Source organism: Maribacter sp. UH1 (assembly GCF_056839145.1).
On sequence record NZ_CM166387.1, the window covers coordinates 20,321 to 39,494 of the forward strand.

19 protein-coding genes are annotated in these 19,174 nt (G+C 34.5%); 2 read left to right on the forward strand and 17 right to left on the reverse strand.

The features are described 5' to 3' along the window. Positions 1-5 precede the first annotated feature (5 nt). The 8 genes from UH1x_RS00105 to rpsF form a co-directional block, all read right to left on the reverse strand. On the reverse strand, positions 6-440 hold the full coding sequence (locus UH1x_RS00105) for an RbsD/FucU domain-containing protein (RefSeq protein ID WP_430425464.1): 435 nt from the start codon (positions 438-440) through the stop codon (positions 6-8). A gap of 77 nt (positions 441-517) precedes the next feature. Continuing rightward, positions 518-1,288: an SDR family NAD(P)-dependent oxidoreductase gene (locus UH1x_RS00110; RefSeq protein WP_482624139.1), complete on the reverse strand. Its 771-nt coding sequence runs from the start codon at positions 1,286-1,288 to the stop codon at positions 518-520. A 137-nt stretch (positions 1,289-1,425) separates the two neighbouring features. Then, positions 1,426-2,805 (reverse strand): histidine--tRNA ligase, encoded by a 1,380-nt coding sequence (gene hisS / locus UH1x_RS00115; protein ID WP_036154974.1) that lies wholly within the window; start codon positions 2,803-2,805, stop codon positions 1,426-1,428. Between the two features lie 82 nt (positions 2,806-2,887). Further along, complete coding sequence (locus tag UH1x_RS00120; RefSeq protein WP_405414295.1) at positions 2,888-3,364, reverse strand: DUF6495 family protein; 477 nt, start codon at positions 3,362-3,364, stop codon at positions 2,888-2,890. Positions 3,365-3,425: 61 nt separating this feature from the next. Further along, the gene (locus tag UH1x_RS00125) at positions 3,426-6,527 is read right to left on the reverse strand and encodes a TonB-dependent receptor (protein ID WP_482624141.1); all 3,102 of its coding nucleotides are present in this window, start codon (positions 6,525-6,527) and stop codon (positions 3,426-3,428) included. Positions 6,528-6,630: 103 nt separating this feature from the next. Beyond that, complete coding sequence (gene rplI / locus UH1x_RS00130; RefSeq protein WP_036154978.1) at positions 6,631-7,083, reverse strand: 50S ribosomal protein L9; 453 nt, start codon at positions 7,081-7,083, stop codon at positions 6,631-6,633. A gap of 13 nt (positions 7,084-7,096) precedes the next feature. Then, positions 7,097-7,393: a 30S ribosomal protein S18 gene (gene rpsR / locus UH1x_RS00135; protein WP_027067300.1), complete on the reverse strand. Its 297-nt coding sequence runs from the start codon at positions 7,391-7,393 to the stop codon at positions 7,097-7,099. 5 nt (positions 7,394-7,398) lie between these two features. Continuing rightward, on the reverse strand, positions 7,399-7,740 hold the full coding sequence (gene rpsF, locus UH1x_RS00140; RefSeq protein ID WP_036154980.1) for a 30S ribosomal protein S6: 342 nt from the start codon (positions 7,738-7,740) through the stop codon (positions 7,399-7,401). Positions 7,741-7,970: 230 nt separating this feature from the next. Here rpsF and UH1x_RS00145 point away from each other — a divergent pair, with 230 nt between their 5' ends. Further along, complete coding sequence (locus UH1x_RS00145; protein WP_027067302.1) at positions 7,971-8,663, forward strand: LytR/AlgR family response regulator transcription factor; 693 nt, start codon at positions 7,971-7,973, stop codon at positions 8,661-8,663. Between the two features lie 55 nt (positions 8,664-8,718). On the opposite strand, the gene priA is transcribed toward UH1x_RS00145, so the two are convergent. From priA to nadC, 4 genes are read right to left on the reverse strand one after another with little or no spacing between them, the layout of a single operon-like run. Then, positions 8,719-11,175, reverse strand: a complete 2,457-nt coding sequence (gene priA, locus UH1x_RS00150) for a replication restart helicase PriA (RefSeq protein ID WP_482624144.1) — start codon at positions 11,173-11,175, stop codon at positions 8,719-8,721. A gap of 2 nt (positions 11,176-11,177) precedes the next feature. Continuing rightward, positions 11,178-11,618: a DUF2147 domain-containing protein gene (locus UH1x_RS00155; RefSeq protein WP_482624146.1), complete on the reverse strand. Its 441-nt coding sequence runs from the start codon at positions 11,616-11,618 to the stop codon at positions 11,178-11,180. Next, positions 11,608-12,582 (reverse strand): YihY/virulence factor BrkB family protein, encoded by a 975-nt coding sequence (locus UH1x_RS00160; protein ID WP_482624148.1) that lies wholly within the window; start codon positions 12,580-12,582, stop codon positions 11,608-11,610. The genes UH1x_RS00155 and UH1x_RS00160 overlap by 11 nt, the downstream gene beginning before the upstream one ends. Continuing rightward, on the reverse strand, positions 12,582-13,439 hold the full coding sequence (gene nadC, locus UH1x_RS00165) for a carboxylating nicotinate-nucleotide diphosphorylase (RefSeq protein ID WP_482624150.1): 858 nt from the start codon (positions 13,437-13,439) through the stop codon (positions 12,582-12,584). Before nadC ends, UH1x_RS00160 begins: the two co-directional genes overlap by 1 nt. Before the next feature lie 65 nt (positions 13,440-13,504). Here nadC and rlmH point away from each other — a divergent pair, with 65 nt between their 5' ends. Beyond that, on the forward strand, positions 13,505-13,978 hold the full coding sequence (gene rlmH, locus UH1x_RS00170) for a 23S rRNA (pseudouridine(1915)-N(3))-methyltransferase RlmH (protein ID WP_482624151.1): 474 nt from the start codon (positions 13,505-13,507) through the stop codon (positions 13,976-13,978). 25 nt (positions 13,979-14,003) lie between these two features. Here rlmH and UH1x_RS00175 read toward each other — a convergent pair whose 3' ends face one another. The 5 genes from UH1x_RS00175 to UH1x_RS00195 all read right to left on the reverse strand — a co-directional run bounded on the left by UH1x_RS00175 (position 14,004) and on the right by UH1x_RS00195 (position 19,125). Continuing rightward, the gene (locus UH1x_RS00175; RefSeq protein ID WP_482624153.1) at positions 14,004-14,822 is read right to left on the reverse strand and encodes a type IV pili methyl-accepting chemotaxis transducer N-terminal domain-containing protein; all 819 of its coding nucleotides are present in this window, start codon (positions 14,820-14,822) and stop codon (positions 14,004-14,006) included. A gap of 167 nt (positions 14,823-14,989) precedes the next feature. Continuing rightward, positions 14,990-16,882: a phosphoglycerate dehydrogenase gene (gene serA, locus UH1x_RS00180; protein WP_482624155.1), complete on the reverse strand. Its 1,893-nt coding sequence runs from the start codon at positions 16,880-16,882 to the stop codon at positions 14,990-14,992. Between the two features lie 140 nt (positions 16,883-17,022). Next, positions 17,023-17,811: an alpha/beta fold hydrolase gene (locus UH1x_RS00185; protein WP_482624157.1), complete on the reverse strand. Its 789-nt coding sequence runs from the start codon at positions 17,809-17,811 to the stop codon at positions 17,023-17,025. A gap of 10 nt (positions 17,812-17,821) precedes the next feature. Further along, on the reverse strand, positions 17,822-18,517 hold the full coding sequence (locus tag UH1x_RS00190; RefSeq protein ID WP_482624158.1) for a DUF3307 domain-containing protein: 696 nt from the start codon (positions 18,515-18,517) through the stop codon (positions 17,822-17,824). Positions 18,518-18,519: 2 nt separating this feature from the next. After that, complete coding sequence (locus UH1x_RS00195) at positions 18,520-19,125, reverse strand: SatD family protein (protein WP_405414283.1); 606 nt, start codon at positions 19,123-19,125, stop codon at positions 18,520-18,522. Between the last annotated feature and the right edge of the window lie 49 nt (positions 19,126-19,174).

The window sequence follows — 19,174 nt, forward strand, 5'->3', positions numbered from 1 at the left end:
TTCAATTAAAAACCAGATTCTTCAGCCATTTTTACAACGCCAACGGTTAAAATTAAATTAGCAAAACGTCGTTGCTCACCTGTTTGAATAATCAGCGTGGTATTTTCATCTCTAATTTTATCATAAAAAGCCCAACGTTCCATTTCATCCCAAGTCACATCTCCCAACAAATTTTTATAAGCATCATGAATTTCTGCATTTGCTTCCGCAGGCTTTTCCATTACTATAGCACCTTGTACAGGACAAACTTCTAATATACCTTCCAACACAGTAAGTGCATCTAACAATCCAGGGCGAAAGTTTAAATGAACTGTTGTAGAATTAGGACCTGTCATTGCACCAACAGGTAAATTACCATCTGCAATAACCACTTGCGCAAAATGACCTGAGCGCCCAAGCGCTTCCATAATTGTAGGATGAATAACCGGAGTCTTAAGCATAATTATATTTTTATAAGTATGAGAATAAAAAACTAGTCACCCTAAAGCGACTAGTTTTACAATGATTTTATCGAATATTACATGTTGTAAACTCCGCCATTTATATCAAGCGTAGCTCCAGTAATAAAGCCATCATATTCAGAGGCTAAATACAGCACAGCTCTGGCAACATCATCTGCATTACCAGCTCTTTGAATAGGAATACCTTTTGTAGTTTCTGCTGCAGATTCTTTGGTGGTATGTGTATTGTGAAATGAGGTACCTAATATAAGTCCTGGTGCAACTGCATTAACTCTTGTTCCCTGAGGTCCCAATTCTGATGCAAGTGCCCTTGTATAGGTTAAAATAGCTCCTTTACTGGTAGAGTACACCAATGATCCAGGGTGACCGCCTTTACGCCCAGCTAAAGATGCCAAGTTGACAATGCTACTATTTTCATTCTTTGCCAAATATGGTGCTGCTGCTCGTGTAACGAACATCATTGAAGTCAAATTAATATCCATCACCTTGTGCCAAAATTCTGTTTCCATTTCGCTTAGTAACTTTCTAGCCACTAAAGACCCGGCATTATTTACAAGAATGTTTAGACCGCCTAAAGCTTCAACCGTTTTTTCAACTAATGCATTTGCATCTTCCTCTTTAGTTAAATCTCCAGATATTGAAATTGCTTTTAAACCCTTATCTGTCGCGTACTTTACCAATTCATTTGCAGTATCTGCACTAGAAAAATAATGAATAGCAACATTGGCACCGCTATCAATAAAATGCTTGGTAATTGCTTCTCCAATTCCTTGAGCTCCGGCTGTTATGAGTATATTTTTTCCAGATAATTTGTTACTGTTCGTCATGATGTTGTAATTATAAAACTTGATTTAATTTTGATTTAATCCTATATCAATTATACAATGTAGAATTGCACAACCAAATTGGTTAACCAAATATAATCAAAAATGACTCAGTAAACTTTTATCTGATTTTAAAGTAGTTAGCTCAAGTAATTTACAAAGTCTGCAACTTTGTTTAAACTATACTTTTCTTGTGTACCTTCTTTCATGTTTTTTACAACGAATGAATTCTCATCCAACTCTTGTTCCCCAATTAAAACTACATAAGGTACATTACGATTATTGGCATATTTCATTTGCTTTTGCATCTTGGCACTAGATGGATAGATATCGGCTTTGACACCTTGCTTACGTAATTGACTTACCAGTTTTAAGGCAGCCATAGCTTCTTTATCTCCAAAATTGACACACAATACTTGTAGAGATTGGTCAATTGCCTCTGGGAAGAGCCCTAAATCTTCTAAAACCAAATAAATACGATCTAGACCAAACGATATTCCTACTCCACTTACGTTCTTCAAACCAAAAATACCGGTAAGGTCATCATAGCGACCGCCACCGCCTATTGATCCCATTTTCACACCTTCTGGCGCTGCAACCTCAAAAATAGCTCCTGTGTAATAATTAAGCCCGCGTGCAAGAGTAACATCTATAGATAAATTAGCGGATTGCAAGCCTAAAACAGCTATGGTTTCTAAAATAAAACGAAGTTCTTCCAAGCCTTTTTTACCTTCTTCAGAATCTTTCAATAAGGCATCTAAACGCTCTAATTGCTCATCGTTACTTCCTTGAGGTAAAAATAATGGAGATGCCTTTTCAATTGCTTCCTCAGAAATCCCTTTTGCAAGCATTTCTTTTTTAACTCCGTCCTCCCCTATTTTATCCAGCTTATCCAAAGCAACGGTAAAGTCTATAAGTAAATCTTTAGCTCCTATAACTTCTGCTATACCTGCTAATATTTTTCTATTGTTCATTTTTATGGTTGCCCCTTCCAATTTTAAATCGGAAAATACGGCATCATATAACTGAATCAATTCCACCTCTTGTAATAAGGAATCTGATCCCACTACATCGGCATCGCATTGAAAAAATTCTCTAAACCGACCTTTTTGAGGTCTATCCGCCCTCCAAACGGGTTGAATTTGATAACGCTTAAAAGGGAAATCTAACTCGTTTTGGTGCATTACTACGTACCGTGCAAAGGGAACGGTTAAATCATAACGCAAGGCTTTTTCAGTAATTTTTGGAGCAATACTGTTTGAATTTTTATCCGCATAAGTAGCATCATCTACCTTTCTAAGAAAATCTCCAGAATTCAATATCTTAAAAATCAATCGATCACCTTCTTCTCCATATTTACCCAATAACGTATCTGAATTCTCAAAAGAAGGGGTTTCAATAGGCTGAAAGCCATATGTTTGAAAATTTCTTTTAATGATGTCAAATATATAATTACGCTTTGCAATTTCTGATGGATTAAAATCGCGGGTTCCTTTTGGTATAGATGGTTTCTGTGCCATTAATTTTTTATTGTATTACAAATATAGCCTTCAAATAACTAAGACAATATTTCAATAGTATGAATACTAGATTATTATTGTTTTATTTGGTAACGATTACTTTTTCGAACCATTTATACAATTCTCCTTTTGTTATAACCGCTCCTTGCTGAAGTAACAAAAACTTGTCTACATTTTTATCATCAGTATAAGCTTTTGCAGCGGTCAAATATTCTACGAAATCTGATTGCCAATTTCTCTTGAACCAGTCAAAACCTATTGGCGTAGTTAAGTCAATCTCAGGATTCATCACTTTTACCGATATCAATTTCATTTCTTTTTCGGTTAAATGAAAAAGGTGCATTTGCTTGTCTGAAATATTCTCTAAATAAGAAACTTTAGTCAGCACTCCTTCCCATACCAAATCGCTAAAAACATCTAACTCTTCCTCTGCTACTTCTGGTTTATCTTTTTTTATAGTTTCCCACTCATCGCCAGTTATAGATTGTGTTGCCAGAAAATTAATAAATTCTGGATGCAACTCTTCTAATTGTTCTTTTGTTAGCCTCGTATATTTCATTTTGCAAAAATAAAAAGCCCCAACATATTTGTTAGGGCTTTTACAACTTAATTTTAAAAACTTAGAAGATATATCTCAATCCTACTTGTGCTTGCCATCTAGATAATAAACTAGCATCGTACCCAAAAGTTTCTGTTAAATCAGAACTAAACGTATACGTAGGTACGTTTGTATCCGAATCTACAGATACACCAATAGGTTGTACTGCGTTAGGCTGTTGTACCAAGCCCCAATCAGAACTGATCAAGTTACCTATGTTCAACACATCTACACTAAATTGAATGGTATTGGTTTTGCCTTCAGATACATTGATTTTATAATCTTGTAAGAACTTAACGTCCCAACGCCCTCTCCATGGCGCTAAAGCTCCGTAACGCTCTGCATATTGACCTCTGCGACCACCTAAGTAATCATCTTGAGCAATATATGCATCAAAAGCTGTTCCTTGACCGGCACCAGAAAATTGCATTTGTCCTATTTCTGCAGATGTAGGCACATAAATTAGGTCATTGATACCAGAACCGTCACCATTAATATCACCACCATAAGTATAGTTGAATCTACCACCTTGAGCATATTCAAAAAACGTAGAAAGTGTAGTAGCCCATTTACCGTATTGCCAGTTTTTACTAGCTACACCAATGAACCTATGCTTATCTCCATATTTTGATGGCGCTAGTACATCTGCATTGGCATCATTGATAATTGGGTTACCTGCAAAAGCATCTGATGTTATCTCTGCTTCAATTGAATTCACATCTTTAGCATCTAAATAACTATACGCCATCATAGCATACAAACCATTGCTGAAGTTTTTCTGAGCTTTTAAAGATGCATTCCAAATTCTTCCTTTATTAGAGTTTGTAAAAACGTAAGGACCAGCCCCTAAACCAAAGCTGTTTAATAAATCTCCTTCAGTATATGTTGCTCTTGTATCTACACCAGATAAATTACCTGATGGTGAAGTCAATGCCCAGTTTTGTACATGAGGACCATTGATATCTTTTGTATATGATACATCTGCAGTAAGCACCATACCATTATCCAAACGCTTATCTGCACCTAAATTTGTCCTCCATACTTGTGGAAACTTATAATCTGGGTCAACAGCCTGCAAGAAAAATACGTCTGGAGAAGAAATCTGATTTCCTAACCATACGAATGGGAAACGACCGGTGAACAAACCAGAACCACCACGCAATTGTAATGATTTATCATCATAAACATCATAGTTAAAACCAACTCTTGGTGAAATCAACCAATCGTTAGAAGGCATTTGCGTGTTATCTATAAATACAGTTTCACCTGTATTAGGATTTTGGTATGGCTGATCAGCTATAACAAAACCTCTATCAATAACATCTTGTGCTTTCTCTGCAGAATCAAAGAACAAAGGCTTATCAAAACGAACACCATATGTTAATTTGAATTTCTCATTTACATTCCATTCATCTTGAACATAAAAAGCTAATTGACCCACGTTAGTCTCTGCCAATGCCCAACCTTCTCCATCTGGAACTGCATTATTTGCATTAAATGTTGCTTGTGGACCAGCAAAATCATAGGTAGTTGCATCAAAATCTGCAATATCTACACCACCAAATAAATCAAAACCATAAGCGGTTAGGTTAAATGAATTATCGAACATAAATTTCTCCAAAGAAAAACCAACTGTATACGTATGATCTCCTTTATAAAAATTTAAGTTGTTTGTAATCTGCAATACTTTTTGATCTAATCTGTTATTTGCGGAAAATGGCTCATGACCGGCAATAATATAGTTAGAACCATCTTTTGTTATGTTTATAGAAGGTGCCGGAGTAGAAAACGGATTTCTATAATCGTCAAAGTGGGTATATCCTACTTGTAACTTGTTCGAAGCCGTTTCCGATAATGTCGAGTTCAATTCAACTTGAATAGACTTTAGGTCATTATTTATTTCATATCCTGAATTCTGAAACTGTAATGTGTTTGCATTAGGACCTCTAAATTGTATTGCCGTTGGGTGTGCAGGTTTCTCTTTTGAAGATTTCAAAAAGTTATAAATAACAGCCAAACGGTTGTTATCATTAATATTCCAATCTAGCTTAAAAAGACCTTTTGTAGATTCTGCATCATGTGTAAAACCTTCGTAAGCACCTGGATCATAACCCACCGCCAATAACTGATTTTGTACATTAATTAAGTCACTTTCCAATACTCTAGATTCGTTAATTGCACCAGAACCTGTATTTGGCACCCATCCGTTAGTACCTAAATCTGTACGTTCATCTCTTTCAAAGTTGGCGAAAAAGAATAATTTGTTTTTTACAATTGGTCCTCCAATACTAACTCCGTACTGACTTTGATCAAGTTTAGGCTTAACGATGTCATCGCCTTTAATTTTACCACCAGTCATATCCTCATTTCTGAAAAAGCCATAAACCGTACCATGAAATTCATTAGTACCACTCTTTGTAACCGCATTTACAGAAGCTCCTGTAAATCCTGATTGAGTTACATCATATGGTGCCGTAGATACTTGAATTTGCTCAATTGCATCTAAAGATATTGGTTGCGAGTCTGTTTGACCACCTGGTGTAGCAGCATCTAAACCGAATGGGTTGTTGAAAATTGCTCCATCCAATGAAAAGTTGTTGAACTGGTCATTTCTACCTCCAAAAGAATTTCCACTAGCGGTAGGCTCTAGACGTGTAAAATCTTGTGCTGAACGAGAAATAGTTGGTAAACGAGTTAATTCTCTTCGACCTACACTAGTTTCCGCACCTGTTCTATCGCTACTAAAAGTACCTGAGCGATCAGAAACAACCGTAACTTCGTCTAATGCCTGACTTTCACTTGCCAATTTAATATCTACATTAAATGTTTGACCTAATGATAAATCTACGTCAGTAAGTAAATAAGGCTTAAAACCTACATAAGAAATTTCAACCGTGTAAGGACCACCAACACGAAGGTTTAAAAGGTTAAACCTACCATCTTCATTGGTAATTGATCCATACTTAGTACCTGTTGGGGTGTGAATAGCGACAATATTAGCGCCAAATAGTGGTTGGTCTTGATCATCCATCACTAAACCTCTAATATTAGAGGTAGTAACCTGACCATAGGTTGCACTTACAAAAAGTAGCAACAACAATTGAAAAAGCAAGCTGTTTTTCATTTTAATTGGTTTTGAGTTATTTATGAGTTCTTTAACAAAAATACCAATAAAAAAAGAGCTATGCACGCATAGCTCTTTTAAATTTATCAACTTAGATAGTTAATTATTTCTGTTCCGCAACTACTTCGAAACCAAAATCAACAATCACCTCACGGTGTAATCTAATTTGTGCATTGTAAGGTCCAGTTCTTTTAACTGCACCACCTTGAATGCTAATGAATTTTTTGTCAATTGAATGACCTTCTTTTTCAATTGCATCAGCTAAATCACCATTAGTAACAGAACCGAATAATTTATCGGCTGCACCAGTCTTAGCAGTGATTTTTAATTCTAAAGCTTTTAATGCTTCTTCTACTTTCTTAGCAGCATCAACAACTTTTTTATCTTTATGTGCTCTTTGCTTTAAGTTCTCAGCTAAAACTTTTTTAGCAGAAACAGTAGCCATAGTAGCTAAGCCTTGAGGTATAAGGAAATTTCTTCCGTAACCGTTCTTAACATTTACTACGTCGTCTTTAAAACCTAAATTTTGTACGTCTTCTTTTAATATAAGCTCCATGATTCTTTTCTTATTATTTTAATAAATCAGCAACATATGGCATTAACGCCAAATGACGAGCTCTCTTTACGGCTTGTGCCACTTTTCTTTGATACTTCAATGAAGTTCCTGTAAGTCTTCTAGGTAACAATTTACCTTGCTCGTTTACCAACTTCAATAAAAAATCAGCATCTTTATAATCTACGTACTTAATACCAGATTTTTTAAAACGACAATACTTCTTCTTAGTGTTGGTCTCAATGTTTAATGGAGTAAGATATCTGATCTCTCCATCTTTCTTTCCTTTTGCCTGTTGTTGTAATGTTGCCATAATACTTAAGCTTTAGCGGTTTTGTTTCTTGTTCTTCTTTTTTCTGCCCATGCAATTGCGTGCTTGTCCAATTTAACGGTCAAGAAACGCATAACACGTTCATCTCTTCTAAACTCTTGTTCGTAAGGTGTAACTACCTCACCAGAGTTAGTAAATTCAAACAAGTGGTAAAATCCACTTTTTTTGTTTTGAATAGGATAAGCTAACTTCTTTAGCCCCCAATTCTCTTTAGCTACCATTTTGGCGCCATTGTTAATTAAGAAATCTTCGAATTTCTTAACTGTTTCCTCTATCTGAACATCAGATAGAACGGGATTCAAAATGAAAACAGTTTCGTAATGGTTCATATTATATTTGTTTTTAAGGAGTGCAAAAATAGATATTTTTTTAAAATAATTATAAGAAATATGAATATTCTTCGTTATTGAATGGTAACAACATATAAAATTAATCCAAATCTTAAATATTATATCATTACCAAATACACGATCAACAGCGCATTGTTCACATCTTTTGTTGCAGTTCAGCATGTTTTTTCGGTTCTTTGTCGATGATTTAACCCCACAAATCAACCCTTATGAAGTTAAGAAGTATCATCGTTGACGACTCATCCATGCAAAGGATGGCCGTTGCCAAGTTGGTAAACAATCATCCGAATTTGACTATGGTAGCTGAATACAGTAATGCTATCGAGGCTAAAAACGGAATCAAGAACCATGAGATAGATCTTATTTTTCTTGATGTTGAAATGCCAATCATTACAGGATTCGACCTACTGGAGTCCCTAGAAAACAGTCCTCAGGTAATTTTGATTACCGGTAAACCAGATTATGCACTTAAAGCATTTGACTATGATGTAACGGATTATTTACATAAACCGATTACCATGGCACGTTTTGACGCATCTGTTAAAAGAGCTGTAGCAAATTACGAACAACTGCACAGAGTCAATGAAGACGAAGAGCATATTTTTGTAAAGAGTAACCTAAAGAAAAGAAAGGTTATCTTGAATGATATTAAGTGGATAGAAGCACTTGGTGACTATATAAAATTAGTAACTGACGAAGCTAATATCGTAATCTTATCAACAATGAAATCTTTTGAAAAGCAATTGCCAGAAGATAAGTTTTTAAGAATTCACAAATCATATATCATTAACCTAGAAAAGGTTGAAAAATTCAACAGTAAGAATGTTGAAGTTAGCGGTAGATCAATACCTCTAAGTAGAAATAAAAAGACAGAACTAGCCGAAGCGCTAAGTAACGTATAATATATGGTATAATTTTACTTTCAAAAAAGACCGCTAATTAGCGGTCTTTTTTAGTTTATATATGGTCTACATTATATATGACCCTTACACTTCTATACATTGCCACGGCTTTAAACGATTTTTCTATTCGTCTAATATTCGCTTTTGTTTGTGCAAGTGAATGTGCTTTTTGAACTTTAATTACAATATGTTTCAAATATTGATTTCTAATTCTTGCTACCGGCGGATATTCCGGTCCTAGTACGGTACCTCCAAAATTAGTACGTAATGCACCTGCAAACCAATCTGCAGCTTCATTTAGAATATTGTAATTTTTATGTTTAAATGTAACTTTGATAATTCTATTTACCGGAGGATATTTAAACTGCTCCCTTTCATATAATTGTTCTGTATACATACCCTCATAATCACCGGTGGTTACCTGTTTTAATATTTGGTGATACGGATTATAGGTCTGAATAATTACACGACCTCTTTTCTTAGTACGACCTGCCCTACCCGATACTTGCGTCAACAATTGATAGGTTCTTTCATGAGCACGGTAATCTGGGAAATTCAAAAGTGAATCGGCATTCATTACACCCACCAAATTCACGTTTCTAAAATCAAGCCCTTTAGTTACCATTTGGGTACCTACCAAAATATCCAATTCTTGCTGTTCAAAAGCGGTAATGATCTTTTCGTAACCGTGTTTTCCTCGCGTAGTATCCAAATCCATTCGACCTACTTTAGCTTCGGGAAATAATCCAGATACTTCTTTTTCTATTTGTTCGGTACCAAAACCTTTGGTATCCAAATCTGGACTACCACAAGCAAAACAAATTTCTGGCAATGCCGTATGATGTCCACAGTAATGGCAACGTAATTGTTTTCTATATTGATGATAGGTTAAACTAACATCACAATTTGGGCATTGCGGCGTATGACCACAGGTTAAACACTCCATCAATGGTGCAAAACCCCTTCTATTCTGAAAAAGTATGATTTGTGCACCTTCTTGCAAGGTCTCTTCCATTTCCATAAAAAGACGCTCAGAGAAATGACCTTTCATTTTCCTTTTTCTCGATGCTTCTTTAATATCAACCAATTCCATCTCTGGCATGAGCACATTACCATAACGCCTGGTTATTTCTGCATAGCCGTATTTACCTGTCTGCGCATTGTGGTAGCTCTCTACACTTGGTGTTGCAGAACCCAGCAGAATATTTGCTTTATGTAGAAGCCCTAAAACTATTGCCGCATCTCTTGCATGGTATCTTGGAGCTGGATCAAATTGCTTAAAAGAACTTTCATGCTCTTCATCTACAATGACCAACCCCAACTTACTAAATGGCAAGTACATTGCCGATCTAGCCCCAATAACTAATTGGGCCTTAGGTTTTGCTTGCAAAACATTTTGCCAAACTTCTACACGTTCTTGTACATTATACTTAGAATGGTAAATAGCGATTTTTTCACCAAAATACTCTTGCAGTCTACTAATCAACTGTGTGGTCAAAGCAATTTCAGGCAAGAGATATAAAGCCTGCAAACCTTTTTCCAAACATTCTTCTATCAGCTTTACATAAACTTCGGTCTTACCAGAAGATGTCACTCCTTTTAACAAGGTAACTTTCCCAGTTTTGAATGAAGATTTAATATCTATCAGCGCAGCCTGTTGGTATTCATTTAATTCTTTAGTTTCAGAATTATCTGCTTCACCGTCATAATTTACCCGATCGGTTTTTATGTAATATTCTTCTAAAATACCCTTATCTATCAATGATTTTATCACTGATTTAGAGGTGTTGCTAGATGCTTCAAGTTCAGTAACCTTGATTGGATGCTGACTTCTACCCTGTAACTGAAATAAAGAAAGTACAACTTGACTTTGCTTTGGCGCCCTGGTCAATGTTTTTAAAAGTTCTTCTAGTTTTTCGTCAGATGTATGCTCTGCACCTAATTTTACATACCTAACCAACTTTGGCTTGTATTGCTCATACACCTCTTCTTTTAAAACGATTACTTTCTTCTCCAATAATCGCTGAAGAATTGGTAGCACATTTTTACGTTCTATTATAGCGGAAACTTCTTGAACTTTCAATATAGTTTGATGTTGTAAAGCTTCGAACACCAAAAACTCATCATCTAAAAGATTGGTTTCGTCTATTTCATATTCTGTATTTCGAAGTACCAATGTTTCGCTCTCCAATAAAAATGCACTAGGAAGTGCACTGCGTACCACTTCGCCTAACGTACACATGTAATAAGACGCTATCCATTCCCAATGTTTTAATTGAGTTGGGTTTACAATTGGGTAATCGTCTAATAATTGGTGAATTTCCTTTGCCTCATAGACTTCTGGCGGATTCTGATGAATACTTTGAACCACACCGGTATATATTTTTGATTTACCAAAAGGCACTGCTACACGCATTCCCGGTTGCAGTAATGCCGCCTCCTCAGCAGTTACACTATATGTAAAACTTTTTTCTAGAGGAATGGGTAATATTACATTAATAAAGTTCGCCATAGTTATCCTTCCACCCGTAGCCATGTTTGGGTTCTATAGATAAATGCCAAATAACCACGGACTTTCAACTCATCTGGATTATCTGGGTTCAACCATATCTTAAAACGAAAAGTCATTGCTTGTTCTGGGTCAAATAAACGCTTTCCTTTCCATTCCCCATCATTGTGTAACTCACCACCGGTAATAATTTCCATACCGGTAACAGGTTTATCTTTTAAGTCTCCGTCACATTTATCACATATTCTATCTTCTTGCCCTTCTTCCAAAATCTTAACAACCTTGCCATACATTAATCCATCTTTTTTATAGATTTCAATAACGCCTTTAGGCAGACCGGTGCGGTCATCAATAGTTTTCCACGTGCCAAAAACTGACTGTGCAGAAATGCTCATTGAAATAAATAATGTAAAGAGAATACTTAGTTGTATTGTTTTATTTATCATTCTTTTTAGTGATTTTTCGTAGTGTATTGAGAGATGCGTTCAGCTCAAACCCAAGTAGCAATATATTAGAATTTAACCATATGTAGACCATTAAAATCAATAATCCTCCTAATGCCCCATATAATTCATTGTATCTAGCGAACTTTTCAACATAAATACCGAATAGATATGAGGTCAACAAAAACAATACCGTTGTCATTAAAGCACCAAAAGAAAAAAACTTAGCCTGCTTACCTTCACTAGTTCCAAAATAATAAAGTATAGCAGTTGTAAAATAAGACAGAATTATAAAGAACAATACTTTTGCTATTTGTACACCAACTACTTCGTCTTCGCCTAATATATAACCACCTCGCTTGGCAGCAAACTCAGATAAATATCCTAGCACATAAAATTCAAAGTATATATACGCTACAAAACCTACTATAATTAGAATGGCTAAAATTAAACCCACCATCAAAGCATACAGGTACTGTCTAAAAAAATGGCGCGTTAAATCTATATGATACGACGTTTCAAAACCTCCGAATATAGAGTTAACCCCGTTCGCAATTAAAAATATAGACAATAAAAATGCCGATGACAGCAAGCCACCCCGCTTCTGATCTTTTATCTGTGTAAATACTTCACCAAAATAGTCACCTGTAGCACTCGGTAAAAAGGACTCTAAAAACAACTGGAACTGCACATCAAAATCGCCATGCTCAATACTAATATATGATACCAAGAAGGGAACTAACGTTACCATAAAAATGATCAATGGAAACAGCGCCATAAATAAACTAAAAGCAATAGCACTTGCACGCGTAGACAATGTACCCCTTAATATACCAACCACATACATCTCAATAAGGTCATAAACAGAAAGCCCCTCAAAACCGGGTAGCCTGATTTGTTTTAAAAACCTGACGAACCAATTTACAATAGGTATTTTCTCTAGCTTTTCTTCGACCTCTAAAGACATTAAACAGCTTTTAAACTCAAATCCAAATTATAAACCGAATGTGTTAATGCACCTGAAGAAATATAATCTACACCACATTCTGCATACTCGCGTATCGTCTTTTCATTGATACCTCCAGAAGATTCAGTAAAACAGATATTGCCTATTAAATTTACCGCCGTACGCGTATCTTCATAATTGAAGTTATCAATCAATATTCTATATACGCCCTCTGACTCTAAAATTTCTTTGATCTCATCTAAGTTCCTAGCTTCAACGATAATCTTTAAATCACGACCCGTTTCTTTTAGATAGTTCTTTGTCTTATTGATTGCTTTGGTAATTCCGCCTGCAAAATCAATATGATTATCTTTCAACATGATCATATCATACAACGCAAACCTATGATTTTCGCCACCTCCAATTTTAACCGCCCACTTCTCTAGCGCACGTATACCTGGTGTAGTTTTTCTAGTATCCAGAATCTTTGTACCTGTACCTTTTAAAAGATTAACGAACATATTTGTTTTCGTTGCAATCGCGCTCATTCTCTGCATGGCGTTTAACACCAAACGTTCTGCTTTTAATATACTTTGAGAACTACCTTCCACATAAAACACGATATCACCGTGAGTTACCGGTGTACCATCTTCTATCAATTTCTCTATCTTTAAATTAGGGTCAACAAAATAAAATACAAGTTCAGCAAAGTCTACCCCAGCAATTATACCTTCATCTTTTACCAACAACTTAGCTTTACCTGTTGCTGTATCCGGTATACACGCCAATGAACTGTGATCACCATCACCTACATCTTCTCTAATGGCATTTGCTATGATTAATTTTATTTCTTCTTTAAATTGTTCTTCTGAAATCATATGTATTAAATCTATTGTATTGCTAATTTACAAATCCATTTGCGAAATTGATTTACTTTTGGCATATGACTATAAAACTTTTAGCCATTGGCAAAACCGATAGTTCTCAATTACAAGAGCTCATTGAAGTATATCAAAAGAGATTACAACATTATATCAATTTTGAAATTGAATTGATACCTGATTTAAAAAAGACAAAAAACCTTTCGGAAGATCAACAGAAAAATAAAGAAGGCGAGCTTATTCTTAAAAGACTATCTGCTACAGATGTTTTAATTCTCTTTGATGAAAAAGGAAAACAATATACTTCTGTTGAATTTTCCACCTTTTTACAAAAGAAGATGAATTCTGGCATTAAGCAAGTGGTATTTTTAATTGGAGGTCCCTATGGTTTCAGTAACGAAATATATGCGAAAGCCTCTGGAAAAATAAGTTTATCTCAAATGACCTTTTCTCACCAAATGGTTCGCTTATTTATAACTGAGCAAATTTACAGGGCGTATACCATTTTAAAAAATGAACCCTACCACCATCAATAGGATCCTTAATGCGCATTATTCCTGCTTAGGCTTGCTTTTCAAGAGATTTCACCATATTCTCAGAAACTCCCTCTAAATCTGTAAGTTCTTCCATTAGAAAAGAGATAAGCTCTTCTTTATGCTCCACATTCTTTTCAATTTTAAGCACGTGATTGTAATTCTTAATATTTTTCATGTGCCCATTGAAAGCATGTGTTTGGTGCCACGCAATTTCTTTTAATTTCTGATTTTGAATGGTAATTTTCTTGATGGATGGATTGATAAAAAAGAATATCTCCAATATTAAAATCAATAAAGAAAAAACGGCCAGTTCCAGTTCTATAATCATCAATGTACTAATATCTTCCTCTGAAGCTTTTTGAAATTGACCTACAATGGTATCCATGATTATAAGAAATTTATCTGCTTCAGCAGACAACCTTTCCAAATCAACCAATTCTAATTTATTGAAGTCATTTGTTGATTCTAGAATAAAGTTTAGATGCGGTTGTAACTTATCAAAGTTTTTTTGAATTTCATCATTATCCAATTTTGGAATACCCGTTGCATTATTGCCTTTTTGTAATGCTCTATTCGCATTAGAAAATTTTGTCATCGCTAGACGTAGCTGTCCATAATCACAAGTACTAAATCTACATTCATAAACACTCTTAACAATTGACTGTGACAACATTCTTTGTCTACCTGCTACATTTATCCTTAAAGCATCTTGCTGTTGTCTAGCTAGAGAATACTGTATTATAGACTGTATAACTATCGTTAATACAATTACAGTAAAAACCAATAGATAATAGTTATTGAAACTTTTACCAGATTTTAATTTTGATAAAATCTTTTTCCACATACTTAAAGATATTTCCTACAAACAATAATTGTATTATTATCATAACCTCTAAGAATTAGAAATGTTGTAACAACTAACAAAAAATTGAACAAAAAAAGTGCAAGTTTCTCAACTTGCACTTTAGAAATATTTTTTTTGGATACTAAATCATATTTATAAAAAGAAAACTAGTACAATACTCTGAACTTAATAGTATTCTCCACTTTTCTTAAAGCCTTGATTACATCTTTATTATATTCTTTATCTAAATCCGTAATTACATAACCCACTTCACTATCCGTAGAAAGGTATTGACTTGAGATGTTTAACTCATACTCTGCCAAAACCTTGTTTATTTTAGCCATAATACCCGGTACATTCTTATGGATATGTAAGAATCTGTGAGATTTATTTTGTTTTGGCAAACGAATATTCGGGAAATTAACCGCATCTACCGTGTTACCTGAGTTAATGTAATCCATTATTTTATTAGGAACAAAATCAGCAATATCACGCTGTGCTTCTTCTGTGCTACCACCAACATGCGGTGTAAGAATCACATTAGGAAAACCTTGTAATTTTGTTTGAAACTCACCATTACTTCTTGGCTCATCTGGATAAACATCTACCGCTGCACCACCTATATGACCATCTTTTAAACCATCTGCCAAGGCATCGATATCTACAACGAAACCTCTTGAAAGATTAATTAACATGGCACCTTTTTTCATTTGCTTTATTTCACGCTCGCCAATGAAATTTTTGTTTGCCTTATTATCATCTATGTGCAACGTAACGACATCGGATACATTTAATAAATCTTCTAACGAATTACATTTAACGGCATTACCTAAAGCCAATTTATCATCTACATCATAGTAATACACACGCATACCCATAGCTTCTGCTAAAACTGATAATTGCTTACCAATGTTACCATAACCAATAATACCCAAGTTCTTACCACGAACTTCTCTTGATCCTGCCGCAGTTTTTTGCCATTGCCCTTCATGAATTTCCCTACTACGATCAAATACACTACGCATTAACATAATAATTTCACCTATAGCCAATTCTACTACAGATCTGGTATTACTATAAGGAGCATTGAAAACTACTACACCTTTTTTCTTAGCAGTCTCTAAATCTATTTGAGTGGTACCTATACAGAAGGCACCGACTACCAATAATTTATCGGCAGCGTCTAAAACCGTTTGTGTAACCTGTGTTTTAGAACGAATACCAAGAACGTGAACGCCCTTAATTTTTTCTAACAGCTCTTCTTCAGATAAACTATGTTTAATCAATTCAACGGAGAAACCGTCTTCTGATAAATTATCAAATGCAGCGGTGTGCACGTTTTCTAATAATAGAACCTTAATTCTATTCTTTGGGTACGAGATATTTCTTGGCAACTTGTTCACAAATAAAAATTCATCTAAACTTGGTGTAACATAATCCGCATTGTTAGCGGCTTTTTCTCTATGTACGTTTTCGGTATATGCAAAAAACTTATCTGCAATACCTGCTTCGCGCATTACGTAATCACTGTAACCATCTCCTATTACTTGAACTTCACCGTCCAAATCCATCTGCTTTAGGCAATCGATCTTGCCGTTATGCTGAGATAGTACATTCTTTTCATCAAAACCGATGATATTTCCGTCTTGGTCGAATTTAAAAGTATTTGCATACACTCGATCAGATGGTATATTGTATTCTTTTACAATAGGATCAATAAACTCTTTAAAACCGCAAGATATTACATAAATATCATCCGCATACTTTTCAAAAAACTCTTTATTAGCGGCGATTGACTTAGAAATTTTGTTTCTAAGATTTTCTACCAAATCGTCTAAATCTTCTTTTTTAGCATGTAATAACTTAATTCGACGTTCCAAAGACTCGGTAAACGAAATATCACCGTCTATACCTAAATTGGTAATTTTCTGTATTTCTTTAATAACTTCGTCTTTGTTGGATTTTCCTTCTAAAGTCATTTCGGCAAGAACATCTAATGCCTCTACCCTAGTCAACGTACTGTCAAAATCAAAAACGTATTTTCTACTAACTTCTACCATTATTCTCTTTTGGGTGGATAAGAATTTTTGTTATTAAAATAAGTAACAAAAGTAAAAATTTAATTTATCCTGATAAATGATATCTTGTAAATAAAACAAAAAGGTTATGTTATGATGTAAATTGACAAAATGACAAACTTTTAGTCCAAAAATTGAAGAACCGATAATGAGAATTCTTTTGTTTTATATGTACCATTATGATCACCGGGCACTCTTTTTAAGCTACCGTTTCTAAAGGCATTACTTAATTCATGTGCGTTTCCATTATCATTATCATCATCTCCACAAATAACCAATACATCAATTTCAATTTCATTTAGCTCACTTATTGCTGTTACCGGTTGGTACTTTTGCTGTAAGTGCAACGATTGTAAATCTGCATTAATAGATTTAGCATAGTCTACAGCACCTTTGGTTATTTCATTTACATCACCATTAAAAGCTTTTGCAAACATAATTCTTCGATCCCAATCGGCATTTGTAAAATCTATACCCATACCACCTAAAACCGCTTTCTCTATATCATAGTCTTCTGTAAGTAATTTTGCCAAAACAATACTTCCTCTAGAATAACCTACAGCCTTATACTTATCAATATTTAGATGATTCATCAGCAGGATCAAATCTTTCACTTCGGCATTGTTTTGATATGCTTCTTCGCTTTGCGGCTTATCAGAATCTCCATTACCACGTAAATCAGGAATGATTACTCGGTAACCGGCATCAATCAAATCTTTTTTTAGAGCTGTTTTTTCCCAAGATTCTCTAGAGTTTATAAATCCGTGTAACAATAATACCACCTCACCTTTACCTTCATCTGTATAGACAATTTGTACACTATCAAATGATTTAAATTTGTTTGATTGAGAGTTAATTGCTTGAGAGAAGATTATCAGTAAAAAACAGAGTAAAAAATATCTTGTGGACATTATTTCTTATTTAAGATATATACAGAAGACCAGCCAATATAGCTAAACCAAAACTCACTAAAGTTCCTATTAAAATGTACTCTGTCAGCTTTCTATTATTGCGTTCTTTTAGGTCATTGAATCTAAAAACTGATTTTGCAGCTATCAATAAACCGATAACTTCCCACCTACCAAGCACTATGAAAATTAAAACAAATAAACGTTCTATTATACCAATATACTTACCGGCATTGGGGAGCGATTTGTGATCTGTTTCGATCTGATTAGACATTCCTTCTAAAATCATACCCATTATAATTGCTGCCGGATAGGTTACAAATACAATTGCCGTAACTAAATACCAATCTAAATTTTCGAATAGCGATAAAGTATGAGCATATAAATCGGTATAAAAAGCACAACAATAAATTACAAGAATATGTAATACTTGATCTATAAAAAACGGAACACTTTTGCTCTTGAACCATTCATTGGCATACAGTTTTAGCACATCTATACCAAAATGTGCTACGGTAACGGTCAATGCTATTTTCCAAAGTGATAAGTCCCATAAAAGAAGTATATATAAAGTAAAATGCAATAGTACATGCAGATATAGAAATTTAGATTTTATCTTATTTGATTGTTTGTGAAGTACCCATCTTGTAGGCTGTAAAACAAAGTCTCCAATTAAATGAGCCAATACTAGTTTTATGAAAATCAACATATTTATTTACCGGTAATTAATTCTTTATAATATGACAATACATCTAAAACCAAATCTAATCTTGCTCTTTTTAAACGCTGACTTACAGCAGACTGTTTAATTCCCAACTGTTGTGCAATTTCTTTTTGTGAATAATGAGGATAGTCTAACGACAATGTTACAATTTCTGCAGAAACAACGCTCCAATCATCCATAAAATCCAAAGCTAATCGTAACATTAAATTTAATGTACGGTCATGTTCCTTTTCTCCGGTTGCAATACTTAGGTTGACTTTACTTTCTTTAAGTGTTTCAAAATTACGCCCAGAACGCTGATATGCAGGTCCGTTAGATTCTGTTACACCAGTGCCAATATAGGTCTCCAAACCTATACCTATACCCATTCTTACATCTAGGCCTTTAATTGTTTTTAGCATTGCTTTTATACGAATAGCTGTGAATAAGGCATTTTTTTCCGTAACCTTTAACTGAAATTCATCACCACGATAAATCTCCCAATTCATTGGCGATGCTCCAAATTGTTTGAAATAATTTTTTAGTAAATCCATCCATTGAGCACTAGGATGATTTTCAGAATTAATTATATCTCCGGTGATTATAGCTATCATGATTATTAGTTAAAACGCTAATATATTAAATTATAAGCAAAATAGATAA